The organism is Ancylobacter mangrovi, from assembly GCF_024752355.1.
Lineage (GTDB): Bacteria > Pseudomonadota > Alphaproteobacteria > Rhizobiales > Xanthobacteraceae > Ancylobacter > Ancylobacter mangrovi.
Map to the genome: position 1 here is coordinate 323,474 of NZ_JANTHZ010000002.1, position 23,214 is coordinate 346,687.

Sequence of the window (23,214 nt, forward strand, 5' to 3'; positions counted from 1 at the left end):
TTGAAACGCCAAGGCGCCTTGCAAATCCAAGGCGACTTGCAGGGCTGCGGCGCGCCTCAGGCCCTCAGGGCGATGCGGTAGGCGTGGGCCGGGTAGACGCCGAGAATGCGCACCTCCTTGGAGAAGAAGCTCAGCTCCTCCAGCGCGTTCTTCAGCCCGCGGTCCTCGGGATGGCCGTCGACATCGGCGTAGAACTGGGTGGCGAAGAACTCGCCGTCGAGCTGATAGCTCTCCAGCTTGGTCATGTTCACGCCGTTGGTGGCGAAGCCGCCCAGCGCCTTGTAAAGCGCGGCCGGCACGTTGCGCACCCGGAACACGAAGGTGGTCACGGTCGGCCCGTTATTGGCCGGCGCCCAGTCCGCCTCGCGGGCGAGGATGATGAAGCGGGTGGTGTTGTGCGCCTCGTCCTCGATGTTCTCGGCGATGATGTCGAGGCCGTAGATCTCGGCGGCGAGGCGCGAGGCGATGGCGGCCTGCGTCGGGTCGCCCTCCTCCGCCACCAGCCGCGCCGCGCCGGCGGTGTCGACGCCCACCACCGCCTTCAGCCCCAGCTTGCGGATGATGTTGCGGCACTGGCCGAGCGCCATGACGTGGCTGGTCACGCTCTTCACCGTGGCGAGCGTCGCACCCTTCACCGCCATGAGCTGGTGCGAGAGCGGCAGGAAGAACTCGCCGGCGATGTTGAGCCCCGATGTCGGCATCAGGTGATGGATGTCGGCCACCCGGCCGGCGACGGAATTCTCGATCGGGATCATGCCGAGATCGGCCTCGCCCGCCTGCAGCGCGGCGAAGGCATCCTCGAAGGTCGCGCAGGGCACCGCCTCGAAATCGGGATAGACCTCCCGGCAGGCGATGTGGGAGTTGGCTCCCGGCTCGCCCTGGAAGACGATGGTGCGCTTGGTCATGGGGTCGTCCTCGACTCAGCGGCGAGGATCGCCCTCGCCTTCTCAAGATCGTGCGGCGTGTCGACGCCGAGCGGCACCGTGTCGACCACCGCGACGTCGATGCGCATGCCCGCCTCCAGCGCGCGCAGCTGCTCCAGCTTCTCGCGGCTCTCCAGCGGCGAGGGCGGCAGCGCGACGAAGCGCTCCAGCGCCGGGCGGCGATAGGCGTAGAGCCCAATATGGTGGAACAGCGGGCCCTCGCCGAAGGGCGCCGTGGCGCGGGTGAAATAGAGCGCGCGCAGCCGGCCCGGCGCGACCTCGCTGCCGACCGCCTTCACCACGTTCGGATTGGTGCGCTCCTCGTCGACGGTGATCTGCGCCGCCAGCGTGCCGATGTCGACCGCCGGGTCGTCGAGCAGGTCGAGCGCGGCTCGGATCAGGGCCGGGTCGATGGTGGGCAGGTCGCCCTGCACGTTGACGATGCGCGTGACCTGGCCCGCGGGGTCGACCCGCCCCAGCGCCTCGAAGATGCGGTCCGAGCCGGTGGTGTGGTCGGCGCGGGTCATCGAGACGGCGAATCCCGCCGCCTCGACCGCCGCGCGCACCCCGTCATCGTCGGTGGCGACCACAACCTTGCCGATATCTGCCGCGGCGGAACGCCGCGCCACCTCGACGATCATCGGCCGGCCGCCGACATCGGCGAGCGGCTTGCCGGGCAGACGGGTGGAGGCCATGCGGGCTGGAATCAGTATAAGCGTGTCCGTTGGGGACATTTCTCAGTGCCTTGACGGAATTCCTCAGCGGAACGGCCCACGCCGAGAGTGGCGAAACGTAGCAACCACGGGGCGGCTTATACGGGTTGCACGCCAACCGTCAAAATGATTAGTTCCGCCCGCCAATGGCGGCGGCATAACGCGGCTGGTACAGTGCGTTAGGGGTGCGGAGAACTGGCCGGACAGTTCGCCGCACCGGCGGGAGGGAGCTAAAGTTTCGATGGACAGCTTCGAGCTGAATAAGATCGCTGGGGCCGTGCTGGGCGTGTTGACCTTCACGCTCGGGCTGAATGTCTTCGCCGACATATTGTTCTCCGTTCACGAGCCGGAGAAGCCCGGCTTCGAGATCGTGGTGCAGGAAGGCTCCAGCGGCGAGGCGCAGGCCGCCGCCCCCGCCGACGTGCCGATCGCCAACCTTCTCGCCACCGCCAGCGCCGAGAAGGGCGCCAGCCAGGCCAAGAAGTGCGCCGCCTGCCACAATCTCCAGGAAGGCGCCGGCGCCAAGGTCGGTCCCGACCTCTATGGCGTGGTCGGCCGCAAGGTCGCCAGCGCTCCGGGCTTCGCCTATTCCGAGGCGATGAAGGCGCATGGCGGCGAGTGGACCTTCGAGCAGCTCAACCACTTCCTGACCAACCCGAAGAAGTACATCCCCGGCACCGCGATGGGCTTCGCCGGCCTCGCCAAGGAGAGCGACCGCGCGGACCTGCTGGTCTATCTGAACACGCTGTCGCACGACCCGCTGCCGCTGCCCAAGCCCGAGGCCACCCCGGCCGCCGCCGAAGGCGCCGCCCCGGCTGAAGGTGCGGCTCCCGCCCAAGGCGCGGCCCCGGCTGAAGGCACGGCTCCCGCCGAGAAGGCGACGCCGGATGCCGGCGGCACCGCCCCCACTGGCGGTGAAGCGGCTCCTGCGGCCCCCGCCGCGGGCGCTCCCGCCCCGGCCGAGGGTGCCGCGCCGGCCGAAAAGCCGGCCGAGGCGCAGCCGGCCCCGAGCGAGCCCGCTTCCGGCGAGCCCGGCGGCAACACGCCGCCGACCGAGGGCGCTCCCGCCCCCGCCAACCCCTGAGCGCCGCGTCCGGGCCGCGACCGCATGGCCCGGACGACGACGCCGTTTCACGATCACGTCAGGCCGGTGGCGCTTCGCGCCCCGGCCTTATTCTTTTCCGAAGGTAACGGTTCATAGTCCCCGCCGACCCGCGCGTCCCGGCGCGCGACGGGCCGTTTCATCCGCGCGCGCCCGATCGGTGCGCCCCGTCGCGGCCCCGTCGCGGCCTCTTGCCGGGCGCCGCCGACGGGCACAACGTGCCGAGCGTCACATTGCCGACGCGCCAACAGGGATAAGTGCATGACGATCCGTCCTCCCGCCCCGTCCGTCCGCCCCGGCTCCGCCACGTTCCGTCCGGCTGGCCGGACCGACCGGGAGGGCCTCGTCTGTCCGACCCGCCGCGCGCTTCTCGCCAGCACCGTGCTCGGGCTCACCTTCGCCGCGCTCCCCGCCTTCCTGCACGGCGCCTTCGCGCAGGACGCCGCCGCCCCGAACGCCACCTCACCGGGCACCGCCCCCGACGCGGCCAAGTCCGCGGGAGCCGCTGCCGGCGAATGGCGGCACGGGTTGTCCCTGCTCGGCTCGCCGAAATATCCCGACGGCTTCAAGCGCTTCGACTATGTGAACGCCGACGCGCCCAAGGCCGGCCTGCTGCGGCTCTCGGTCGACGGCACCTTCGATTCGCTGAACGACATCATCACCCGCGGCACCCCGGCCGCCGGCATGCAGCTCGTCTACGACACGCTCATGTCCCCCGCCCTTGACGAGGTGGCGACCGAGTACGGCCTGCTGGCGGAGGCGGTCAGCTTCCCGGCCGACTTCTCCTCCGTCACCTACCGCCTGCGCGCCGAGGCCAAATGGCATGACGGCGAGCCGGTCACGGCGGACGACGTCGTGTGGTCGTTCGAGGAGCTGATCAAGAACAACCCGCGCCAGGCCTACTATTACAGCCACGTCAAATCGGTGGCGAAGACGGGCGAGCGCGAGGTCACCTTCACCTTCGACCAGGCCGGCAACCGCGAGCTGCCGCAGATCGTCGGCCAGATCCGCATCATGCCCAAGCACTGGTGGACCGGAACCGATGCCAGCGGGCGCAAGCGCGACATCAGCCAGACCACGCTCGAAGTGCCGCTCGGCTCGGGACCCTACAAGGTGAAGGAGGTCTCCCCCGGTCGCTCGATCTCGTTCGAGCGCGTGGCCGACTACTGGGGCAAGGACCTGCCGGTGAATGTCGGCACCAACAATTTCGACGAGCAGCGCTACGAGTATTTCCGCGATTCGACGGTCGAGCTCGAGGCCTTCAAGGGCGACCAGTACGACTTCCGCATCGAGACCTCGGCCAAGGACTGGGCGACCGCCTACGACTTCCCGGCGGTCAAGCAGGGCCGGGTGGTCCTCGAGGAGTTCCCGATCCGCTCCTCCGGCTCCATGCAGGCCTTCATCCCCAATCTGCGCCGCGCCAAGTTCCAGGACCAGCGCGTGCGCCGGGCGCTCAACTACGCGCTCGACTTCGCGGGCATGAACCGCACCCTGTTCTACGACCAGTACAAGCGGACCACGAGCTTCTTCCAGAACACCGAGCTCGCCTCCTCCGGCCTGCCGAGCGGGCTGGAGCTGGAGATCCTGAACAGCGTCAAGGACAAGGTCCCCGCCGACGTCTTCACCAAGCCCTACGAGAACCCGCCCTCGGGCGGGGAGGACGTGCGCCGCGCCAATCTGCGCGAGGCGATGAAGCTGCTGCGCGCGGCGGGCTACGACGTGAAGGGCGGCAAGCTGGTGAACGCCCAGGGCGAGCCCTTCACCATCGAGTTCCTGCTGGCGAGCCCGGCCTTCGAGCGGGTCGTGCTGTTCTACAAGCCCTCGCTGGAGCGGCTCGGCATCACCGTCACGGTGCGCCTCGTCGACACCTCGCAATACATCAACCGGCTGCGCGCGCGCGATTACGACATGATCATCACCGGCTGGGGCCAGTCGCTCTCGCCGGGCAACGAGCAGCGCGACTTCTGGGGCTCGGCCGCCGCCGACCAGGATGGCTCGAGCAACTATGCCGGCATCAAGGACCCCGGCATCGACGAGCTGATCGAGAAGGTCATCTACGCCAAGGACCGCGACGAGCTGGTGGCGGCGACCCACGCGCTCGACCGGGTGCTGCTGGCACATGACTACGTCATCCCGAGCTGGACCTACCCCAACATCCGCACCGCGCGCTGGAACCGCTTCGGCCATCCCGAGAAGCTGCCGGAATATTCCTTCGGCTTCCCCGACATCTGGTGGTGGGATGAGGCCAAGGCGGCGAAGACCGGGGGCACGCGGTGAGCGCACGCAGCCTCGGCGTCAGCCGCCGCCACCTGCTAGCGCTCGGCGGGGCGGTGGGCGCCGCGCTGGCGCTGCCGCGCCCACTCGCCGCGCAGCAGGCGACGACGCCGGATACGGCTGCCGTTCCGGGGGCGATGCCGGCCGGCGAGCGACATGGCCTCTCGGCCTTCGGCGACCTGAAATACCCGGCCGACTTCGCCCATTTCGACTATGTCGACCCGGACGCCGCCAAGGGCGGGATGTTCTCGCAGATCGGGCCGACCGGGCTGTTCAACCAGTCGCTCCAGACCTTCAACTCGCTGAATGGCTACATTCTCAGCGGCGACGCCGCGCAGGGCATCGGCCTGATCTTCGACACGCTGATGAAGCGGGCGCTCGACGAGCCCGATGCGGTGTACGGCCTCCTCGCCAGCTCCGTTGCCATCTCGCCGGACGGCACGCAGTACCGCTTCCGCCTGCGCCCCGAGGCGCGCTTCCATGACGGCACTGCGCTCACCGCCGAGGACGTCGCCTTCTCGCTGAACCTGCTGAAGGAGAAGGGGCACCCGATCATCGTGCAGAACCTGCGCGAGATGGAGGAGGCGCGGGCCGAAGGCGAGGACACGGTGCTGGTGCGCTTCACGCCGAGCCGCGCGCGCGACGTGCCGCTGTTCGTCGCCTCGCTGCCGGTGTTCTCCAAGGCCTATTACGGCACGCACCCGTTCGACCAGAGCACGCTGGAGCCGCCGCTCGGCTCGGGCCCCTACAAGGTCGGCCCGTTCGAGGTCGGGCGCTACATCGCCTATGAGCGGGTGCCGGACTACTGGGCCGCCGGGCTGCCGGTGAACCGGGGCGTGAACAATTTCGACACGCTGCGCTACGAGTATTTCCGTGACCGCGAGGTCGGCTTCGAGGCCTTCAAGGCCAAGGTCTACCTGTTCCGGCAGGAGTTCACCTCCCGCACCTGGGCGACCGGCTACGACTTCCCCGCGCTCAAGGAAGGCAAGGTGAAGCAGGCCGTGCTGCCGGACACCACGCCCTCGGGCGCGCAGGGCTGGTTCCTCAACCTGCGCCGGCCGCAATTCGCCGATCCGCGCATGCGCGAGGCGCTCTCCTACGCCTTCGATTTCGAGTGGACGAACAAGTACCTGATGTTCGACGCGTACAAGCGCACCACCTCGTTCTTCGAGAATTCGGACCTCATGGCGGAAGGTCCCGCAGGGCCCGAGGAGATCGCGCTGATCGCCTCGCTGGGCGACAAGCTCGCCCCGGCGGACGTCGCGGCACTGAAGGCGCCGCCCTGGTCGCCGCCGGTCTCGGACGGCTCGGGCCAGGACCGCAAGCTGCTGCGGCAGGCCACCAGGCTCCTCGCCGAAGCCGGGTTCCGGGTCGAGGGCGGTCGCCTCGTCGGCCCGGACGGCAAGCCCGTCACCATCGAGTTCCTCGACGATGAGAGCGGGCTCGAGCGCCACACCTCGACCTTCATCAAGAACCTCAAGCTGCTCGGCATCGAGGCGCATTTCCGCCTCGTCGACTCGCCGCAATATCAGCGCCGGCTCAACGATTTCGACTTCGACACCACGGTGCGGCGCTTCTCCCTCAGCACCGTGCCGGGCGAATCGCTGCGCAGCTTCTTCGGCTCGCGCGCGGCGGCGACGCCGGGCTCGAACAACCTGTCGGGCATCGCCGACCCGGTGGTCGACCTGCTGATCGACCAGGTGATCGCCGCCGACACGCGCGAGAAAATGCGCACCGCCTGTCATGTGCTCGACCGGCGCCTGCGGGCCGGGCGCTACTGGGTGCCACACTGGTACTCGGCCGAGTTCCGCATCGCCTTCTGGGACGAGTTCGCCTGGCCAAGCGCGCCGCGCCCGGTCTATGAGCGCGCCATTCCCGACATCTGGTCGGCACGCAGCCGGCCGGCGCAGTGAGGGACGGCGATCTCGAGCCGCTCCGGCGGGCGTGCCTTCCTATGACCTAACAGGACGTTAAGTTGACGGCATGACGCGCCATGGCCACCCTGTGCGCCGCTTGCCGAGAACCGCCGGCGGAGGAAGCCCGATCGCATGCTCGCCTATATTGTCCGTCGCCTCGCGCTGATGGTGCCGACCATCGTCGGCATCATGCTGGTGTCCTTCGCGGTCGTTCAGTTCGCGCCCGGCGGTCCGGTCGAGCGGGTGATCGCCCAGATCACCGGCGAGGGCGGCAACGCCACCGACCGCATCGCCGGCTCGAGCGGCGGCGATTTCGGCGGCATGCAGTCCGGCGCCGCGGCCGGCGACCCGGTCAACTCGAAATATCGCGGCGCGCAGGGGCTCGACCCCGCCTTCATCCACCAGCTCGAGAAGCAGTTCGGCTTCGACAAGCCCGCCCCCGAGCGCTTCCTGAAGATGATGTGGGACTACGCCCGCTTCGATTTCGGCCGCTCCTATTTCCGCGACATCTCGGTGATCGAGCTCATCAAGGAGAAGATGCCGGTCTCGATCTCGCTCGGCCTGTGGATGACGCTCATCACCTACACGATCTCGATCCCGCTCGGCATCGCCAAGGCGGTGCGCGATGGCTCGCGCTTCGACGTGTGGACCTCGGCGGTCATCATCGTCGGCTATGCGATACCGAGCTTCCTGTTCGCGATCCTGCTGATCATCCTGTTCGCCGGCGGCTCGTTCTTCTCGTGGTTCCCGTTGCGCGGGCTCACCTCCGACAACTGGGAGCAGCTGAGCTGGGGCGCGCGCATCCTCGACTATTTCTGGCACCTGGTGCTGCCGATCACCTCCATGGTGCTCGGCGCCTTCGCCACCATGGCGCTGCTCACCAAGAACTCGTTCCTCGACGAGATCCGCAAGCAATACGTCGTCACCGCGCGGATGAAGGGCCTGTCGGAGCGGGCGGTGCTCTACCGCCACGTGTTCCGCAACGCGATGCTGATCATCATCGCCGGCTTTCCCGGCGCCTTCGTCGCCGCCTTCTTCTCCGGCTCGCTCCTGATCGAGACCATCTTCTCGCTCGACGGGCTTGGCCTGCTCGGCTTCGAGAGCGTGCTCAACCGCGACTATCCGGTGGTGTTCGCCAATCTCTACATCTTCTCGCTCGTCGGGCTGCTGGTGAACCTCATCTCCGACCTCACCTACACCTGGGTCGATCCGCGCATCGACTTCGAGACGCGGGACGTGTGAGCCATGGACGCGTCCAACACGCAGGCCGCCGAGGCCTTGCCGGAGATGCCGGCGGCGCGCGCGCGGCTTTCGCCCATCAACCGGCGCCGGCTCGCCAATTTCCGCCGCAACCGTCGCGGCTGGTGGAGCTTCTGGATCTTCATGGTCCTGTTCGTGGCGAGCCTCGGCGCCGAGTTCATCGCCAACGACAAGCCGTTCCTGGTCGAATATGACGGCGGCTACTACTTCCCCGCCTTCAAGGCCTATCCGGAGACGGCGTTCGGCGGCGACTTCGAGACCGAGGCCGACTACCGCGACCCCTATCTGCAGAACCTCATCGCCTCCAGCGGCGGCTGGATGATCTGGCCGCCGATCCGCTACAGCTACGACACGCACAATCTCGACCTGCCCACGCCCGCGCCCTCGCCGCCGACCTGGATGCTCACCAACGAGCAATGCGCGCCGGTGGTGGAGCGGCTCGGCCTCAAGGGCGGATGCGACGCGCTCGAATGGAACTGGCTCGGCACCGACGACCAGGGCCGCGACGTGCTGGCCCGCCTCATCTACGGCTTCCGGCTCTCGGTGCTGTTCGGCCTCATCCTGACGGTCATCTCCTCGGTGATCGGCGTCGCCGCCGGCGCGGTGCAGGGCTATTTCGGCGGCTGGACCGACCTGCTGTTCCAGCGCTTCATCGAGATCTGGACCTCGATCCCGGCGCTCTATCTGCTGCTCATCATCTCCTCGATCCTCGCGCCCGGCTTCTGGGTGCTGCTCGGCATACTGCTGCTGTTCTCCTGGGTGTCGCTGGTCGGGCTGGTGCGCGCCGAGTTCCTGCGCGCGCGCAACTTCGAATATGTGCAGGCGGCGCGCGCGCTCGGCGTCTCAAACGGCGTCATCATGTGGCGGCACATGCTGCCCAACGCGATGGTGGCGACGCTGACCATGATGCCCTTCATCGTCTCCTCCTCGGTGATGACGCTGACGGCGCTCGACTTCCTCGGCTTCGGCCTGCCGCCCGGCTCGCCCTCGCTCGGCGAATTGCTGGCGCAGGGCAAGGCGAACGTGCAGGCGCCCTGGCTCGGCCTCACCGGCTTCTTCACCGTCGCCATCATGCTGAGCCTGCTCATCTTCATCGGCGAAGCGGTGCGCGACGCCTTCGACCCGCGGAAGACCTTCCAATGAGCGAGGCCATGTCGGAACACGCGCCGGACGGCCGGCCCCCGCTCCTGTCGGTGCGCGAGCTGTCGGTGGCCTTCGCCCAGGGCGAGCGGGAAACGCTCGCGGTCGACAGGGTGTCCTTCGACATCGCACGCGGCGAGACGCTGGCGCTGGTGGGCGAATCCGGCTCGGGCAAGTCGGTCACCGCGCTCTCCGTCCTCAAGCTGCTGCAATACCCCGCCGCCAGCCACCCTTCCGGGCAGGTGCTGTTCACCGGCGGCGGCGAGGGGCCCGAGGATCTTCTCGCCATGAGCGAGCGGCAGATCCGGCGTGTGCGCGGCAACAACATCACCATGGTGTTCCAGGAGCCGATGACCTCGCTCAATCCGCTGCACACGGTCGAGCAGCAGATCGCCGAGATCCTGTTCCTGCATCGCGGCATGCGCGGGCCGGCCGCCCGCGCGCGCGTCATCGAGCTGCTGACCGAGGTCGGCATACCCGAGCCCGAGACCCGGCTCGGCTCCTATCCGCACCAGCTCTCCGGCGGCCAGCGCCAGCGGGTGATGATCGCCATGGCGCTCGCCAACGAGCCGCAATTGCTGATCGCCGACGAGCCGACCACCGCGCTCGACGTCACGGTGCAGGCGCAGATCCTCACCCTGCTGAAGGAGCTGCAGCGTCGGCTCGGCATGGCGATGCTGTTCATCACCCACGACCTCGGCATCGTGCGCCGCATCGCCGACCGGGTCTGCGTGATGAACCACGGCAAGATCGTCGAGGCCGGCCCCGCCGCCGAGATCTTCGCCGCGCCCTCCCATCCCTATACGCGCGCGCTGATGGAGGCCCAGCCCAAGGGCAACCCGGCCCCGCCCGACCCGCAGGCGCCGATGGTGCTGGAGGCGGACAAGCTCAAGGTCTGGTTCCCGATCAAGGCCGGGGTGATGCGCAAGACCGTCGGCCACATCAAGGCGGTGGACGGCGTCTCGGTCGCCATCCGCAAGGGCGAGACGCTCGGCGTGGTCGGCGAATCGGGATCGGGCAAGACCACGCTCGGCCTCGCCCTGCTGCGGCTCATCTCATCGCAGGGGCCCATCGTCTTCATGGGCAACGCCATCGACGCGCTCGGCTTCCGGCAGATGCGGCCGAAGCGGCGCGAGATGCAGGTCGTGTTCCAGGACCCGTTCGGCTCGCTGAGCCCGCGCATGTCGATCGCCGACATCGTCGGCGAGGGGCTCAAGGTGCATCATCCCGAACTCAGCGCGGAGGAACGCGACGCGCGGGTGGTGGCGGCGCTGCGCGATGTCGGGCTGGAACCGGAGACGCGCCACCGCTACCCGCACGAATTCTCCGGCGGCCAGCGCCAGCGCGTCGCCATCGCCCGCGCCATCGTGCTGGAGCCCTCCTTCGTCGTGCTCGACGAGCCGACCAGCGCGCTCGACATGCTGGTGCAGGCACAGATCGTCGATCTGCTGCGCGACCTGCAGAAGAGCCGCGGCCTCACCTACCTGTTCATCAGCCACGACCTGCGGGTGGTCGCCGCCCTCGCCTCGCGGCTGATGGTGATGAAGCAGGGCGTGGTGGTGGAGGAAGGCCCGGCGCAGGAGCTGTTCGCCCATCCGAAGACCGACTATACCCGGGCGCTCTTCGCCGCCGCCTTCAATCTGGAGACGGCGGACGAGGACGCGCCGGCCGCCGGGCCGGCGGAAAACGGCTGAGCACGGAGGCGACATGAGCGAGCACGCGCGGGTCGAGACGGTCGAGGACCGCGCGGTGGAGGTGGAGGTATCGGCGCCGGAGCCGATCGGCCACGGCTTCCGCGCCTATCACCATTTCACCGCCACGCTCCCGGGCCATGGCGGCGCGCCGCTGACCCAGAACCGCGACATCATCCGGGTCGGACGGGTGGTCGCCGTGATCGCCTACGACCCCGATGCCGGCTGCGTGGTGATGATCCGCCAGTTCCGCCTCGGCGCCCATCTCGCCAACGGGCGGGGCGAGATCGTCGAACTGGCCGCCGGGCTGGTGGAGGACGGCGAGGACCCGGCCGAGGCGGCCCGACGCGAGTGCCACGAGGAGATCGGCGTCGCGCCGCGCGCGCTGCTGCCGGTGCTCACCTTCATGCCGAGCCCCGGCGTCTCGGACGAGATCGCCACGATCTATCTGGCGCTGGTCGATTCGCGTGGCGTCCCGGCCGAATCCGGCGCGCCGGGCGAAGCCGAGCACACGCGCCCCTTCCTGGTGCCGGTGGCGGACGTGGCGGCCAATCTCGCCGCGCCGTTCCCGGGCACCTTCAGCAACGGCTTCGTGCTGATCGCGCTGAGCTGGTTCATCCTCAACCGCGCCAAGGTCGACGCCTTCGTGCACGAGGCCGGCTGAGCGCCCTCGGGGGCCGTCCTAGAGCCGGCGCACGCTTCGAAGTGGCGTGCCGGTGGCCTCGATCCGGGCCAGCGCCGCGCCGAGCGGCTCGCGCACCACCGACATGAAATGCGCGGTGGCGTGCAGCAGCGTGACCGCATCCTCGACGATGCCGACATGACCGGGCCAGAACAGAAGGTCGCCGCGCCGGAGCGTCCCGATGTCGCCGTCGAACGCGACCGCGGTGCCGAGCGCCGCCTCCTGCATGTCGCTGTCGCGCGGGCAGGCGAGGCCGCAGGCATTGAGCGCGACCTGCACCAGGCCGGAACAGTCCAGCCCGAGGCTCGAGCGCCCGCCCCACAGATAGGCGGCGCCGAGGAAGCGCGAGGCGACCTCGACATAATCCGCCTCGACCGTATCGAGCGGCGCCAGATGGCCGACGAAGATGAAGCCGCCCTCCGGCGTCACCGCGAAGCGCTCGCGCGTGCCGGCAATGGCGAGGCGGCTGCCGAAGGAGAGCAGTTCGCTCGGCGGCAGCTTGATGCTGGGGCCGGGAAAGACCGGCGTGCGCAGGGCCCGCACCCGGTGCGTCGCCGCGGGCCCCGGCTGGCCCAGCGCCTCGGCCGCGATCCAGCCGACATAGCCGTCGGCGTCGAGCTGGCCCCAGGCCCAGCCTTCCTCATTCGTCTCGTAGACGGTCACGCCCTCGCCGAACAGCGCCTCGGTGACGAGCGGCGCGCCGGGCTGGGGCTCGCGCGTCACCCCCGCGCGGGCGGCCACCACCCGGCGGCCGGTGCCGGCGACGAAGCGGGCGGCCTCGACCACGCCCTCGAGATGCGCGGCGGCGAGGTCGGGGCGCGCCGGCGTCAGCCGGGGATCGAGGGTCCTGGTCGCTTCATCGATCGCGGACATGGGCGGCCTTCGTGTCAGCGCGGAAGGTTGCGGGCGGTGGCGACGACGAGGTCGCCGAGCCGCTCCAGATAGAGCGCGCCCTCCACCGTACGCTGAATGATGACGTTGCGCTTGTCCGCCTCGTCACGCCGGCGCGAGACGAAGCCGAGCTCGCCCATCGTGTCGAGCGCGCGGGTGATCACCGGCTTGGTCACGCCGAGCCGCGCGGCGAGCCCGCGCACCGTGTGGGGCGGGGATTCCAGATAGACGCAGAGCAGAATGGCGAGCTGGCGGGTCGACAGGTCCGGCGCGTCGTCGTGCACCTGCGCCAGCGAGAACTCGTGCAGGAGACGCAACGCCTGCGATGGGCGCATCTCGACGGCCATTTTCCCGGCTCCGGCCCAAATCGTTACGGCAGCGAATTGTTCGCCGGACTATGGCGCCGATGGGGCGAAGAAATCCTTAACGCGACCGGCCGGCCCAAGCCGCCGCGTTAACCCGCATAGCGCTCGGCCAGCAGCGCGTCGAGCGCGCGTATGGTCTGCGCCTCCCCGCCGTCGGGGCGCCCGGGGCGGGCGCTGGGATTCCAGGCGAAGATGTCGAGATGGAGCCACGCCCCCGCCCGCTCGACGAAGCGCTGCAGGAACAGGGCGGCGGTGATCGAGCCGGCGAAGCCGCCGGCCGGGGCGTTGTTGAGGTCGGCGATCGGGCTGTCCAGCATCGCCATGTAGGGTTGCCAGAGCGGCATGCGCCAGGACGGATCGGCCTCGGCCGCGCCATGGCGGGCGAGATCGGCGGCGAGCCGGTCGTCGTCGGTATAGGCGGGGGGGAGCTGCGGGCCGAGCGCGACCCGCGCCGCGCCGGTGAGGGTGGCGAAGTCGATCAGCAGCTCGGGCGCCTCCTCGTCGGCGAGGCTGAGCGCATCGGCCAGCACCAGCCGCCCCTCGGCGTCGGTATTGCCGATCTCCACCGAGAGCCCCTTGCGCGAGGGGAAGATGTCGCCCGGCCGGAAGGCCGATCCGTCGATCGCGTTCTCCACCGCCGGGATCAGCAGCCGCAGCCGCACCGGCAGCTCGCGCGCCATCACCATCTGCGCGAGGCCGATGGCGTTCGCCGCCCCGCCCATGTCCTTCTTCATCAGCAGCATGCCGCTCGGCGGCTTGATGTCGAGCCCACCGGTGTCGAAGCACACGCCCTTGCCGACCAGCGTGACCTTCGGTGCGTCAGGCGCGCCCCAGGTCAGGTCGATGAGGCGCGGCTTGCGCGGGCTCGCCTTGCCAACCGCGTGGATGAGCGGGAAATTGGCGGCAAGCAAATCATCGCCCGCCGTCACGCCCACCTGCGCGCCGAAGCGGGCGGCGAGGGCGCGCACGGTGGATTCGAGCTCGGCCGGACCGAGATCGTTGGCCGGCGTGTTGACGAGGTCGCGGGTGAGCGCGACCGCCTCGGCGATGCGCGTCACGTCCTCGCCGTCCACCCCGTCGGGCACGACGAGCCGGACCGCATTGGCGTTGCGCGCGCGGTAGCGGGTGAAGCGGTAGGCGCCGGTGAGCCAGCCGAGCGCAGCGAGACGCGGGTCGGCGGGCGCGCGGGCGAGCACGTAGTCGCCGGCGGGAAGACCGGTCGCCAGCCTGCCGAAGGAGAGCGGGTCGCGCGGCGTCTCCTCGACGCCGAACAGCACGCCGGCGATGGAGCCGTCGGCCGCCGGCAGCACCAGCAGCGCACCGGGCTCGGCCTTGAAGCCGCTCGCCTCGGCGAAGGCGCGGGCCGGCGCGGCGATGCCGGCGGCGACCTCATGCCAGTTCTGCGTGGTGACGCACCAGATCGGGCGCGGAGTGGAGGCCTCTTCGGCCCTGATCAGTGTCGCGCCCATCGTGCTTTCCCCCTTCGGCCGTCAGGCGACGGCAAGCTCGAACGCCCCGTTCTCAACCAGATAGACCGCGCCCTGGCGCACCGGCAGCCAGACTGCTTCCTCCGGCGGCATGCCCGCCAGCACGTGAAGCATCGCCCGCACCACGCCGCCATGGGTGACGACCACGCTGTCGCGCTCGATCTCGCCGATCGCCGCCATCACCCGCTCGGCCAGCATCGCGTAGCTCTCGCCGCTCGGCGGCACGAAGTTCCACGGGTCGGCCTTGCGGGCGGCGAGGCTCACCGGGTCGCGCCGGCGCAGTTCGGTCCAGGTGGCGCCCTCCCAGCGGCCGAAGGAAATCTCCTTCAGCCGCGCGTCGCGGCGGAAGCCGTCCGGCGCCAGGCCGAGCTTGGCGCGCAGGATCGCCATGGTCTGGGAGGTGCGGCTGAGCGGGCTCGACACGTAGTCGAGCGGCGCCCCGGCGTCGCGGCTCAGGCGCTCGATCACGCGCGCGGTGCCGGCCGCCTGCTCGCGGCCGAGATCGTTGAGCGGAATGTCCTGGTTGCCCTGAAGGCGGCCGGCGAGGTTCCAGTCGGTCTCGCCGTGGCGAACGAGGTAGATGCGCGGCTTCATCTGGCGGGAATGCTCACCACATGCGTGTAGCTGCGCCCGCCATTGCGGCCGACGAGCGGCCAGGAGACGCGGACCGTGACGTTGCCGCCGGCGCGCGGGGGGCGGCCGGAAAGCACCAGCCGCGTGCCGCGGACGGTGCGGCCGAGGCAGTAGGTCGAGCCGGCGTCGTTGCCGGTGGCGACGAAGCGGCCGTAATCGGTGGAGAGCTTCAGCCCCGGCGAGGCGCTGAGCACGGTCAGCCTCGGCGCGTCGGCCGGCTGGCACAGCGAATCGGCCATGCCGGCGGCGAAGAGCACGCCGTTCGCGCCGCCGCCGGTCAGGGATGCGAGGCGCTGGTAGCTGTTGCCGTCGCCGACCGGCGAGGTGTAGCCGGGGAAGACCGCCCCGCCCGGGCCGAGCAGGCGGTTGAGCAGCGGATATTGCTGCAGCGTCGGCGGCAGGCCGCTGTCCTGCGTCGGCGATCCCGGCGTCGCCCAGTCCGGCAGGCCGGAGCCCGGCGGCGGGTAGACGGTGACCGAGGACCGCGCGGCGGCCGGCTGCATGGCCGCGCCGGCGCCGATGAGGAGCGCCGCCGCCACCGCGACGCGCGCGGCGCGCCGCCAGATGCCGCGCCTGCCTAGGGAAGGCTCGATTGGGGAAGCCTCGATCGCGGAAACCTTGATCGCGGAAGCCTTGATCATCGTCCGTCTCCTGCTCGCCAGCCTGCGCGTTCCGTCGCCGGACTGGAGCATGTCCTGTTCATATACGGACCCGCGGCACGCTTGCCGCGCATCCCGCCGGAACTGCTCTAGTCGCGCTCGAGGGTGAGGTCGGGCGCTTCGGGGTTCTTCATGCCGACGATATGGTAGCCGGCGTCGACGTGGTGAACCTCGCCGGTGACCGCCCGGCCGAGATCCGAAAGCAGGTACATGCCGGTGTCGCCGACCTCGTCGATGGTGACGGTGCGGCGCAGCGGCGCGTTCAGCTCGTTCCACTTCAGGATGTAGCGGAAATCGCCGATGCCCGAGGCGGCGAGCGTCTTGATCGGGCCGGCGGAGATGGCGTTGACGCGGATGTTCTTGGGGCCGAGGTCGGCGGCGAGGTAGCGCACGCTCGCCTCCAGCGCCGCCTTGGCGACGCCCATCACGTTGTAATGGGGCATCCACTTCTCGGCGCCGTAATAGGTGAGGGTCAGCATTGAGCCGCCGTTCACCATCAGCTTCTCGGCGCGCTGGGCGACGGCGGTCAGGCTGTAGCAGGAGATCAGCATGGTCTTGCTGAAATTCTCCGCCGTGGTGTCGACATAGCGCCCGTCCAGCTCGCTCTTGTCGGAGAAGGCGATGGCGTGGACCAGGAAGTCGAGCCCGCCGAGCTGACGCTCGGTCTCGGCGAAGACGGCGTCGATGGTGGCGGGGTCGGTCACGTCGCAATGGCCGACGACGACGGCGTCGAGTTCGGCGGCGAGCGGCTCGACCCGCTTGCGCAGCGGCTCGCCCTGATAGGTGAAGGCGAGCTTCGCTCCCTGCGCCTGGGCCGCCTTCGCGATGCCCCAGGCAATGGAGCGGTTGTTCGCCACCCCCATCACCAGGCCGCGCTTGCCGTTCATCAACCCGCCCGATGCCATGCCTGTCACGCTGTGCTCCGTACTCTCTGCTCACCTCGCGGTGGCGGAAGGTTCCTATCGCACAGCGGCAACACCCGCTCAAGCGACCCGCTCGCGCGGCCGGCGGTCCCGGATCAGCCGGCGCTCTCCTGACGGCGCTTCATCAGCGCCTCCAGTTCGGGGTCGTGATCCTCGGGCAGCACGATCCGCATGCTCGCGAAAAGATCGCCCGTGGTGCCGTCGGCCTTGGGCAGGCCCTTGCCGCGCAGGCGGAAGGTGCGCCCCGAATTGGTCCAGTGCGGCACCGAAAGCTCGACCTCGCCCGACAGGGTCGGCACGCGCACCTTGCCGCCGGTGACGGCGAGCGCGAGGGGGAGCGGGACGTCGGTGCGAAGGTCCGCGCCGTCGATGCGGAAATGGCGGTGCGGGGCATAGGCGACGACGACATAGGCGTCGCCCGGGGCACCGCCGAAGGGGCTCGGCTCGCCCTGGCCCTTCATCCGCATGCGGTGGCCTTCCGCCACCCCGGCGGGAATCTTCACCTCGACCGTGCGCCCGTTCGGCAGGTGGACCTTGACCGGGCCGCCCTCGATGACCTTGTCGAGCGGCACCGGGACCGTGATCTCGACGTCGCCGCCGCGCGGCATCTCCCCGCCGCCACCGCCGGCCCGGCCGCGACGCCCGCGCATGCCCCCGCCGAGGCCGCCGAGAATGTCCGACAGCACGTCGTCGAAGCCGCCGGCGTCATGCGGCCCGTGGCCGGAGCGGCGCGCGCCCTCCGGGCCATAGGAGAAGCTCTCGAAAATGGTCTCGCCGCCCGGCCCGCGGCCGAAGCCGCCGCGCCGGAAGCCGCCGCCACCGAAGCCCTGGCCGCCGCCGGGGAAGCCCTCGAAGCCGCGCGGCTTGCCCTCGGCGTCGATCTCGCCGCGGTCGAACTGGCCGCGCTTCTCCGGGTCGGAGAGGATCTCGTGGGCGCTGTTCAGCTCGGCGAACTTGTCCTGCGCCTTCGGATCGTCCTTGTTGGCGTCCGGGTGCAGCTTCTTGGCGAGCTTGCGGAAGGCTCGCTTGATCTCGCTCTGGTCGGCGGTACGGGCGACGCCGAGAATCTCATAAGGATCGCGCATGGGTGATTATCCGTCCGGCGGTTCCGGGCTTCGGACGTCATGTAGGCACGGTGTTGCTGCGATGCAACGGTCGAACCGGCCCCTGTCGAACGGCATTCAGCCTTTCTCGAGCATCCGGGCCTGATCGACCTTCCAGGAGCCCTTCGCGGTCCGGCACGCCTCGCCCTCGAGCCAGTTCTCGCTGGTGTCGCGCACGAAGCTCATCAGGAAGGCGCGGCAGTCGCCCGCGGTGGCGAGCCGGGTGCCGATCGGCGTCACCGTGCCACGGGTGGCGCTGGCATAATTCTCCCACGGCACGCTGGGCGCAACCTGGTCCTCGCTCAGCGCCTCGGCGAGCGCCTGGCGCGCGGAGAGCCAGTCGTCGGGCGCCACCCCGTCCGGGATCGGCTCGGAATAGGCCATGGGGATCGGCGTCACCGAGCCGGTCGCCAGCGGATCGAGCGCCGGCGGCATGGAGCAGCCGCCCAGAGCAAGCCCTGAGATACCGGCCAGGAACAGGAGCGATAGTGCTGGGCGTTCGCCAGCGGCACGCTTATATGAGGAGCGATGTGTCGCCCGTGTCGCTGTCATCCGCCGCCCATGGAACGTCGACATGGCCTTGATTTCCAAGGGGGCGCCCGCCCCCACCCTTGAAGATGCCGTTATGGAAGCGCCCGAACCGTTAACATCCGGTGATTTCACCGACGCCTCAGAGCCTTTTCAGCTGTTCGAAGACTGGTTCGAGGAAGCGAAGGCCAGCGAACCGAACGATCCTAACGCCATGGCGCTCGCCACCGTCGACGCCGACGGGCTGCCGGACGTGCGCATGGTGCTGCTGAACGCGCGCGACGCGCGCGGCTTCGTGTTCTTCACCAATACGGGGAGCGCGAAGGGCCGCGAGCTGGCGGCAGTGCCCAAGGCGTCCGTCGTGTTCCACTGGAAGTCGCTGCGCCGGCAGATCCGGGTGCGCGGGCCGGTGGAGCAGGTCAGCGACGCGGAGGCGGACGCCTATTTCGCCACCCGCCCGCGCCTGTCGCAGATCGGCGCCTGGGCGAGCCAGCAGTCGCAGCCGCTGGAAGGGCGCTTCGCGCTCGAGGGCGCGGTGGCGAAGTACACCGCGCAATACGCGCTCGGCGGCGTGCCGCGCCCGCCGCACTGGACGGGCTTCCGCATCAAGCCGGTGCAGATGGAATTCTGGCACGACCGCCCGTTCCGCCTGCACGACCGCATCATGTTCCGCCGTCCCTCCCCCGATGCGGGGGAATGGAACAAGTCCCGGCTTTATCCCTGACAGGCACCCGCCGCTGAGCTAAGACACACCCATGAACCAGGGTTCCAACCAGCCTCGCCGTACGCTCCTGCTCACCGGCGCCTCGCGCGGCATCGGGCACGCCACCGTGAAACGCTTCTCGGCGGCGGGCTGGCGCGTCATCACCTGCTCGCGCCATCCCTTCCCCGAGAACTGCCCGTGGGAGATGGGGCCGGAGGACCATATCCAGGTCGACCTGTCCGACTCCGCCGACACGATGCGGGCGATCGAGGAGATCAAGAGCCGGCTCGCCAATGGCGAGTTGCACGCGCTGGTCAACAATGCCGGCATCTCGCCCAAGGGCGCGGGCGGGGCGCGCCTCGACACGATCGACACGCCCGAGGAAGACTGGCACCGCGTGTTCCAGGTGAACTTCTTCGCCCCCGTGTTGCTGGCGCGCGGCCTGCTGGAGCAGCTCAAGCGCACGCATGGCGCGGTGGTGAACGTCACCTCCATCGCCGGCTCGCGGGTGCATCCCTTCGCGGGCGCCGCCTACGGCACCTCCAAGGCGGCGCTCGCCGGCCTCACGCGCGAGATGGCGGCCGATTTCGGGCCGCTCGGCGTGCGCGTCAACGCCATCGCGCCGGGCGAGATCGACACCTCGATCCTGTCGCCGGGCACCGAGAAGATCGTCGAGCAGATCCCGATGCACCGGCTCGGCACGCCGGACGAGGTCGCCAAGATCATCTATGTGCTGTGCACCGAGACCTCGTCCTATCTGAACGGCGCGGAAATCCACATCAACGGCGGCCAGCACGTCTGAGGGCGCTCCGGGCCCACGCCCTCACGGGTGAAGGCGGGCGCCCTTGACCGCCTTGTCGACGTCCTTGCGCGGCCCGCGCAGGGCGAGGCCGACGAGTTCCGGCGCGTCGGCGTCCTCCTGGCGGAACACCGCGCGGTTCGCCGCGTCGTGGCCGGTCTCGAACATGGCGCGGACATAGGCGGCGCGGGTCAGCTCGCGCTGTATCGCCTGTGCATAGGCGCGCCGAAGCTGCTCGCCGGTGGCGGCGAAGATCAGCATCGGCTGGCCGAGCAGGCGTGCGTGCCTTCGCCCCGCCGCATCCTCATAGGGCTCGCCCATCGCCTCGGGCGCCGCGCCGGCGATGCCGGTGGCGAGGAAGGCGGTCACGTTCAGCTTCTGCCAGACCGCGAGATCCTCCTCGACCAGAATGGCCACCTTGGTGTCGAACATCGCCAGCTTTCCGAATGATGTTAAGCTGGAGCGAGCTTATGCCGAACATCATTCGTCACAAGGGCACGTCACCATGTCCGCCGACAATACGAACCGCATTCGGTCGAGGCCCCTGGCCGCGCCGCGCCTCGACGCCACCGACCGAAAGCTGTTAGCCGCGCTCGCGGCCAATGCCGAGCGCAGCTATGCCGAGCTCGGCGAGCTGTTGCACCTGTCGCCGCCCGCGGTGCACGAGCGGGTGAAGCGGCTGAAGGCGGCCGGCGTCATCACCGCGGTGGCGGCGCGGCTCGACGGCGAGAAGGTGGGGCGCCCGCTGCTCGCCTTCGTCCATGTCGACACGACGAGCTGGGCGGTGACGCGGCAATTGCTGAAGCTGACCGAATTCCCGGAGGTCGAGGAGATCCACACCGTCACCGGCGAGAGCGCCATGCTGCTCAAGGTGCGCACCGCCAACACCCGCACGCTGGAGGCGCTGCTGGAGCGGATCCACGCCATAGAGGGCTTCACCGGCACGCGCAGCTATGTCGCGCTCACCACCTATCTCGAGCGCGGCCCGAGCCCCGAGATCGCCGCCGACGCTACAGCCAGCGCCGCCACTTGAAGAAGAGGTAGGGCACGATCGCCGCGGCCAGCATGGCGAGCAGCGCGATCGGGTAGCCCCAGCGGTCGGCGAGCTCGGGCATGTAGCGGAAGTTCATGCCGTAGACCGAGGCGATCAGCGTCGGCGGCATCAGCACCACCGAGAGCACCGCGAAGATCTTGATGATGTTGTTCTGCTCGATGCCGACCATGCCGAGCGTGGCGTCGAGCAGGAAGGTGACCTTGTTGCCGAGGAAGCTGACATGGTCGTTCAGCGAGGTGACGTCGCGCTGCATGCTCTTGAGCATGGCGCGCTGGTCCTTGCTGAAGCGCTCGACCTCGCTCTCATTGGCGAGGAAGATCACGAGGCGGCCGATCGAGACCAGGCTCTCGCGCACCTTCGAGCCGAGGTCCGCGCGCCGGCCGATCATGCCCATCAGCCCGCGGAAGCGGTCGCTGCCGGCCCCCTTGGTGCCGTTGTCGCCGAACACGCTGCGCGAAAGCTGGTCGAGTTCGTCCGCCAGCCGCTCGATGATGTCGGCGGCGCGGTCGATCACCGTGTCCAGCATCAGCAGCAGCAGCGCGTTGCCGCCGAGCCCGGAGGGGCAGCCGCGGTCGAGCCGTGAGACGATGAGCGAGAACGGCTTGGATTCGTCGTAGCGCACCGTGGCGAGCCGCCCGCCGGCGAGGATGAAGGTCACGACCGACAGGGTCGGGTGCTCGCTCTCGCTGTTGCAGACGATGGCGCCGGTCATGTAGCGCGCGCCGTTCTCGACCCGCAGCCGGCTCGACGGCTCGATCTCGGCCATCTCCTCCCGGGTCGGGATGGAGACGCCGAGCAGGGCCTCGACCCGCCGGTCCTCGTCGCCCGTCGGGCGGAACAGGTCGATCCAGATCGCTTCCGGCGGCACGGCGCCGTCCGGCTCCACCGGAACGCGCACCAGCGCGCCGGCCCGCACGCAATAGGCGTTGATCATGCCGTCTCCCGCTCGTCCATCCCGCCGGCCGGTCGCGCGTCGACCGGCCGAATCCCACTCATCCTAGCCCGCCTGCGCCCCGCTGGGAGCACCGGCGCGGCGAAGCGCCGCCCACCCACAAGCCGCAAGGCCGGCCCGCGTTCCGGAACGGGGCGCGTTCAGGAACGGTATGGGCGTGCGAACGCCGCCGGCAGCGCCGGCCCGTCTCGCCAGAAGGTGTGGCCAGGCGAGGTGGCCAGGGGATGTGGATGGTGTCGAGGGACGGGGCCGAGCCGAGCTCAGGCCGCGAAATACTCGATGTCGCGAAGCGTCACCACTTTGTCCGCGTCCTCGGTCCGCGCCGCACCCTTGGCGGGGGCATCGGATACCGTCTGCTTGTCGGAACTGTAGCGGGCCGCCGCGGCGACCGCCGAAATGCCGATCTCACGCCAATGTGCTCGTTGCTGCGAACGTTCCCAACGTTCGCTCGGCCGGCCCTCGGGGACCGGACTTTCCTCGTCAGACATGACCTTCTCCATCGTAAGGAGCCCACCGGACGGGCAGGCGCCGCGGAAGTGAGCCCCGGACTGCGTCAAAATTATGCGAAATCACCGTCGAAAGGTGGAGTTTGACGTAGGGAGAGGTCGATCCAGGGCAATTTTGACCTCTTCCAACGGAAGTGATGCTTTTTCGCAACATTCTTGAGCAACGACGCCATGGCACCGATGTGGCCTCTTCAAGGCGGAAAGGAGTTCGGTTAATCGACTGTAGCGACAGCATGCGCCGAGCATGCGCGAAACGATTCGGAGCAGCGGGAAATGAACGTGCGGGTGGCGGGAGCGGTTCTTCTGGCGCTTCTCCTTGGGGCGTGCAGCGCCGTGGAGCGCCAGCCGGCGCCCGAGGCGTCGCTGACGCCGCGCGACAAGAAGTGGCTGGCCAACGCGCCTTACAAGAAGGTGCTGCCGCCGGACATGTTCCAGCGCTCCATCGTCGACTATACGGGCTCCGAGAAGCCGGGCACGATCGTCGTCGATACCAACAAGAAGTTCCTCTATTTGGTCGAGAACGACGGCAAGGCGATCCGCTACGGCGTGACCGTCGGCGAGGAGGGCCTCGCCTTCCACGGCGAGGCCAAGGTCGGGCGCAAGGCCGAATGGCCGACCTGGACGCCGACCGCCGAGATCAAGGAGCGCCTCGCCGGCGTGCCGAACTTCGTCGGCCCCGGCCCGCAGAACCCGATGGGTGCGCGCGCGCTCTACCTCTACCAGGGCAACAAGGACACGCTGTTCCGCATCCACGGAACCAACCAGCCCGAATATATCGGGCAGGCAATCTCCTCCGGCTGCATCCGCATGCTGAACGAGGACGTGATCGACCTTTATTCCCGCGTGCCGCAGGGCGCGAACGTCGTCGTTCTCTGAACGATCGGCGCCGGCCCGGAACCGGGCCCGGACG

Annotated in this window: 24 protein-coding genes; 11 read left to right on the top strand and 13 right to left on the bottom strand. The window is 69.4% G+C overall.

The window, feature by feature from the left end; genetic code table 11:
* Window positions 1-56 precede the first annotated feature (56 nt).
* Window positions 57-905: a prephenate dehydratase gene (locus NVS89_RS06845; RefSeq protein ID WP_258731853.1), complete on the bottom strand. Its 849-nt coding sequence runs from the start codon at window positions 903-905 to the stop codon at window positions 57-59.
* Window positions 902-1,657: a 3-deoxy-manno-octulosonate cytidylyltransferase gene (locus NVS89_RS06850; RefSeq protein ID WP_258731854.1), complete on the bottom strand. Its 756-nt coding sequence runs from the start codon at window positions 1,655-1,657 to the stop codon at window positions 902-904. The genes NVS89_RS06845 and NVS89_RS06850 overlap by 4 nt, the downstream gene beginning before the upstream one ends.
* Before the next feature lie 220 nt (window positions 1,658-1,877).
* On the opposite strand from NVS89_RS06850, the gene NVS89_RS06855 reads away from it, so the two are divergent.
* The 7 genes from NVS89_RS06855 to NVS89_RS06885 all read left to right on the top strand — a co-directional run bounded on the left by NVS89_RS06855 (window position 1,878) and on the right by NVS89_RS06885 (window position 11,683).
* On the top strand, window positions 1,878-2,720 hold the full coding sequence (locus tag NVS89_RS06855) for a c-type cytochrome (RefSeq protein ID WP_258731855.1): 843 nt from the start codon (window positions 1,878-1,880) through the stop codon (window positions 2,718-2,720).
* A gap of 279 nt (window positions 2,721-2,999) precedes the next feature.
* Complete coding sequence (locus NVS89_RS06860) at window positions 3,000-5,015, top strand: extracellular solute-binding protein (protein ID WP_258731856.1); 2,016 nt, start codon at window positions 3,000-3,002, stop codon at window positions 5,013-5,015.
* Window positions 5,012-6,925 (top strand): extracellular solute-binding protein, encoded by a 1,914-nt coding sequence (locus tag NVS89_RS06865; RefSeq protein ID WP_258731857.1) that lies wholly within the window; start codon window positions 5,012-5,014, stop codon window positions 6,923-6,925. The genes NVS89_RS06860 and NVS89_RS06865 overlap by 4 nt, the downstream gene beginning before the upstream one ends.
* Window positions 6,926-7,060: 135 nt before the next feature.
* Window positions 7,061-8,170 carry a microcin C ABC transporter permease YejB gene (locus tag NVS89_RS06870; RefSeq protein ID WP_258731858.1) on the top strand — a complete coding sequence of 370 codons (1,110 nt, stop codon included), beginning with the start codon at window positions 7,061-7,063 and terminating at the stop codon, window positions 8,168-8,170.
* 45 nt (window positions 8,171-8,215) lie between these two features.
* Window positions 8,216-9,331, top strand: coding sequence for an ABC transporter permease (locus NVS89_RS06875; protein WP_258732353.1), 1,116 nt, complete (start codon window positions 8,216-8,218; stop codon window positions 9,329-9,331).
* A complete protein-coding gene (locus NVS89_RS06880) occupies window positions 9,328-11,022 on the top strand; it encodes an ABC transporter ATP-binding protein (protein ID WP_258731859.1) in 1,695 nt (564 codons plus the stop codon). The genes NVS89_RS06875 and NVS89_RS06880 overlap by 4 nt, the downstream gene beginning before the upstream one ends.
* Window positions 11,023-11,035: 13 nt before the next feature.
* A complete protein-coding gene (locus NVS89_RS06885; protein WP_258731860.1) occupies window positions 11,036-11,683 on the top strand; it encodes an NUDIX domain-containing protein in 648 nt (215 codons plus the stop codon).
* Between the two features lie 18 nt (window positions 11,684-11,701).
* On the opposite strand, the gene NVS89_RS06890 is transcribed toward NVS89_RS06885, so the two are convergent.
* From NVS89_RS06890 to NVS89_RS06925, 8 genes are all read right to left on the bottom strand, one after another.
* Complete coding sequence (locus NVS89_RS06890; RefSeq protein ID WP_258731861.1) at window positions 11,702-12,574, bottom strand: C40 family peptidase; 873 nt, start codon at window positions 12,572-12,574, stop codon at window positions 11,702-11,704.
* A gap of 14 nt (window positions 12,575-12,588) precedes the next feature.
* On the bottom strand, window positions 12,589-12,939 hold the full coding sequence (locus NVS89_RS06895) for a MarR family transcriptional regulator (protein ID WP_258731862.1): 351 nt from the start codon (window positions 12,937-12,939) through the stop codon (window positions 12,589-12,591).
* A 107-nt stretch (window positions 12,940-13,046) separates the two neighbouring features.
* The gene (locus tag NVS89_RS06900) at window positions 13,047-14,426 is read right to left on the bottom strand and encodes a leucyl aminopeptidase family protein (protein ID WP_258731863.1); all 1,380 of its coding nucleotides are present in this window, start codon (window positions 14,424-14,426) and stop codon (window positions 13,047-13,049) included.
* 21 nt (window positions 14,427-14,447) lie between these two features.
* Window positions 14,448-15,038 carry a histidine phosphatase family protein gene (locus tag NVS89_RS06905; RefSeq protein WP_258731864.1) on the bottom strand — a complete coding sequence of 197 codons (591 nt, stop codon included), beginning with the start codon at window positions 15,036-15,038 and terminating at the stop codon, window positions 14,448-14,450.
* Complete coding sequence (locus NVS89_RS06910; RefSeq protein ID WP_258731865.1) at window positions 15,035-15,718, bottom strand: hypothetical protein; 684 nt, start codon at window positions 15,716-15,718, stop codon at window positions 15,035-15,037. The genes NVS89_RS06905 and NVS89_RS06910 overlap by 4 nt, the downstream gene beginning before the upstream one ends.
* Window positions 15,719-15,825: 107 nt before the next feature.
* On the bottom strand, window positions 15,826-16,641 hold the full coding sequence (gene fabI / locus NVS89_RS06915) for an enoyl-ACP reductase FabI (RefSeq protein ID WP_258732354.1): 816 nt from the start codon (window positions 16,639-16,641) through the stop codon (window positions 15,826-15,828).
* 113 nt (window positions 16,642-16,754) lie between these two features.
* Window positions 16,755-17,744 carry a DnaJ C-terminal domain-containing protein gene (locus tag NVS89_RS06920; RefSeq protein WP_258731866.1) on the bottom strand — a complete coding sequence of 330 codons (990 nt, stop codon included), beginning with the start codon at window positions 17,742-17,744 and terminating at the stop codon, window positions 16,755-16,757.
* Between the two features lie 96 nt (window positions 17,745-17,840).
* Window positions 17,841-18,197 (bottom strand): RT0821/Lpp0805 family surface protein, encoded by a 357-nt coding sequence (locus NVS89_RS06925; protein ID WP_258731867.1) that lies wholly within the window; start codon window positions 18,195-18,197, stop codon window positions 17,841-17,843.
* A 190-nt stretch (window positions 18,198-18,387) separates the two neighbouring features.
* Between NVS89_RS06925 and pdxH the strand changes: the two genes are divergently transcribed.
* Both pdxH and NVS89_RS06935 read left to right on the top strand, forming a co-directional pair.
* Window positions 18,388-19,014, top strand: coding sequence for a pyridoxamine 5'-phosphate oxidase (pdxH, locus tag NVS89_RS06930; protein ID WP_258731868.1), 627 nt, complete (start codon window positions 18,388-18,390; stop codon window positions 19,012-19,014).
* 31 nt (window positions 19,015-19,045) lie between these two features.
* Window positions 19,046-19,795 (top strand): SDR family NAD(P)-dependent oxidoreductase, encoded by a 750-nt coding sequence (locus NVS89_RS06935; RefSeq protein WP_258731869.1) that lies wholly within the window; start codon window positions 19,046-19,048, stop codon window positions 19,793-19,795.
* 21 nt (window positions 19,796-19,816) lie between these two features.
* Here NVS89_RS06935 and NVS89_RS06940 read toward each other — a convergent pair whose 3' ends face one another.
* Window positions 19,817-20,224 (bottom strand): DUF2000 domain-containing protein, encoded by a 408-nt coding sequence (locus tag NVS89_RS06940; RefSeq protein WP_258731870.1) that lies wholly within the window; start codon window positions 20,222-20,224, stop codon window positions 19,817-19,819.
* A 73-nt stretch (window positions 20,225-20,297) separates the two neighbouring features.
* Between NVS89_RS06940 and NVS89_RS06945 the strand changes: the two genes are divergently transcribed.
* Window positions 20,298-20,825, top strand: a complete 528-nt coding sequence (locus NVS89_RS06945; RefSeq protein WP_258731871.1) for an Lrp/AsnC family transcriptional regulator — start codon at window positions 20,298-20,300, stop codon at window positions 20,823-20,825.
* Here the strand turns inward: NVS89_RS06945 and NVS89_RS06950 are convergent.
* Together NVS89_RS06950 and NVS89_RS06955 are read right to left on the bottom strand one after the other, a co-directional pair.
* Complete coding sequence (locus tag NVS89_RS06950) at window positions 20,803-21,780, bottom strand: magnesium transporter CorA family protein (protein ID WP_258731872.1); 978 nt, start codon at window positions 21,778-21,780, stop codon at window positions 20,803-20,805. The genes NVS89_RS06945 and NVS89_RS06950 overlap by 23 nt on opposite strands.
* Before the next feature lie 278 nt (window positions 21,781-22,058).
* A complete protein-coding gene (locus tag NVS89_RS06955; protein ID WP_258731873.1) occupies window positions 22,059-22,286 on the bottom strand; it encodes a hypothetical protein in 228 nt (75 codons plus the stop codon).
* Window positions 22,287-22,577: 291 nt separating this feature from the next.
* Between NVS89_RS06955 and NVS89_RS06960 the strand changes: the two genes are divergently transcribed.
* The gene (locus tag NVS89_RS06960) at window positions 22,578-23,180 is read left to right on the top strand and encodes a L,D-transpeptidase (protein ID WP_258731874.1); all 603 of its coding nucleotides are present in this window, start codon (window positions 22,578-22,580) and stop codon (window positions 23,178-23,180) included.
* Window positions 23,181-23,214 lie beyond the last annotated feature (34 nt).

Bases quoted from the DNA above. Each gene is read 5' to 3' on its own strand.
- NVS89_RS06845 (WP_258731853.1), bottom strand. From the start codon at position 905: ATGACCAAGCGCACCATCGTCTTCCAGGGCGAGCCGGGAGCCAACTCC.
- NVS89_RS06850 (WP_258731854.1), bottom strand. From the start codon at position 1,657: ATGTCCCCAACGGACACGCTTATACTGATTCCAGCCCGCATGGCCTCC.
- NVS89_RS06855 (WP_258731855.1), top strand. From the start codon at position 1,878: ATGGACAGCTTCGAGCTGAATAAGATCGCTGGGGCCGTGCTGGGCGTG.
- NVS89_RS06860 (WP_258731856.1), top strand. From the start codon at position 3,000: ATGACGATCCGTCCTCCCGCCCCGTCCGTCCGCCCCGGCTCCGCCACG.
- NVS89_RS06870 (WP_258731858.1), top strand. From the start codon at position 7,061: ATGCTCGCCTATATTGTCCGTCGCCTCGCGCTGATGGTGCCGACCATC.
- NVS89_RS06875 (WP_258732353.1), top strand. From the start codon at position 8,216: ATGCCGGCGGCGCGCGCGCGGCTTTCGCCCATCAACCGGCGCCGGCTC.
- NVS89_RS06880 (WP_258731859.1), top strand. From the start codon at position 9,328: ATGAGCGAGGCCATGTCGGAACACGCGCCGGACGGCCGGCCCCCGCTC.
- NVS89_RS06885 (WP_258731860.1), top strand. From the start codon at position 11,036: ATGAGCGAGCACGCGCGGGTCGAGACGGTCGAGGACCGCGCGGTGGAG.
- NVS89_RS06890 (WP_258731861.1), bottom strand. From the start codon at position 12,574: ATGTCCGCGATCGATGAAGCGACCAGGACCCTCGATCCCCGGCTGACG.
- NVS89_RS06895 (WP_258731862.1), bottom strand. From the start codon at position 12,939: ATGGCCGTCGAGATGCGCCCATCGCAGGCGTTGCGTCTCCTGCACGAG.
- NVS89_RS06900 (WP_258731863.1), bottom strand. From the start codon at position 14,426: ATGGGCGCGACACTGATCAGGGCCGAAGAGGCCTCCACTCCGCGCCCG.
- NVS89_RS06905 (WP_258731864.1), bottom strand. From the start codon at position 15,038: ATGAAGCCGCGCATCTACCTCGTTCGCCACGGCGAGACCGACTGGAAC.
- NVS89_RS06910 (WP_258731865.1), bottom strand. From the start codon at position 15,718: ATGATCAAGGCTTCCGCGATCAAGGTTTCCGCGATCGAGGCTTCCCCA.
- fabI (WP_258732354.1), bottom strand. From the start codon at position 16,641: ATGGCATCGGGCGGGTTGATGAACGGCAAGCGCGGCCTGGTGATGGGG.
- NVS89_RS06920 (WP_258731866.1), bottom strand. From the start codon at position 17,744: ATGCGCGATCCTTATGAGATTCTCGGCGTCGCCCGTACCGCCGACCAG.
- NVS89_RS06925 (WP_258731867.1), bottom strand. From the start codon at position 18,197: ATGCCGCCGGCGCTCGATCCGCTGGCGACCGGCTCGGTGACGCCGATC.
- pdxH (WP_258731868.1), top strand. From the start codon at position 18,388: ATGGAAGCGCCCGAACCGTTAACATCCGGTGATTTCACCGACGCCTCA.
- NVS89_RS06935 (WP_258731869.1), top strand. From the start codon at position 19,046: ATGAACCAGGGTTCCAACCAGCCTCGCCGTACGCTCCTGCTCACCGGC.
- NVS89_RS06940 (WP_258731870.1), bottom strand. From the start codon at position 20,224: ATGTTCGACACCAAGGTGGCCATTCTGGTCGAGGAGGATCTCGCGGTC.
- NVS89_RS06945 (WP_258731871.1), top strand. From the start codon at position 20,298: ATGTCCGCCGACAATACGAACCGCATTCGGTCGAGGCCCCTGGCCGCG.
- NVS89_RS06950 (WP_258731872.1), bottom strand. From the start codon at position 21,780: ATGATCAACGCCTATTGCGTGCGGGCCGGCGCGCTGGTGCGCGTTCCG.
- NVS89_RS06955 (WP_258731873.1), bottom strand. From the start codon at position 22,286: ATGTCTGACGAGGAAAGTCCGGTCCCCGAGGGCCGGCCGAGCGAACGT.
- NVS89_RS06960 (WP_258731874.1), top strand. From the start codon at position 22,578: ATGAACGTGCGGGTGGCGGGAGCGGTTCTTCTGGCGCTTCTCCTTGGG.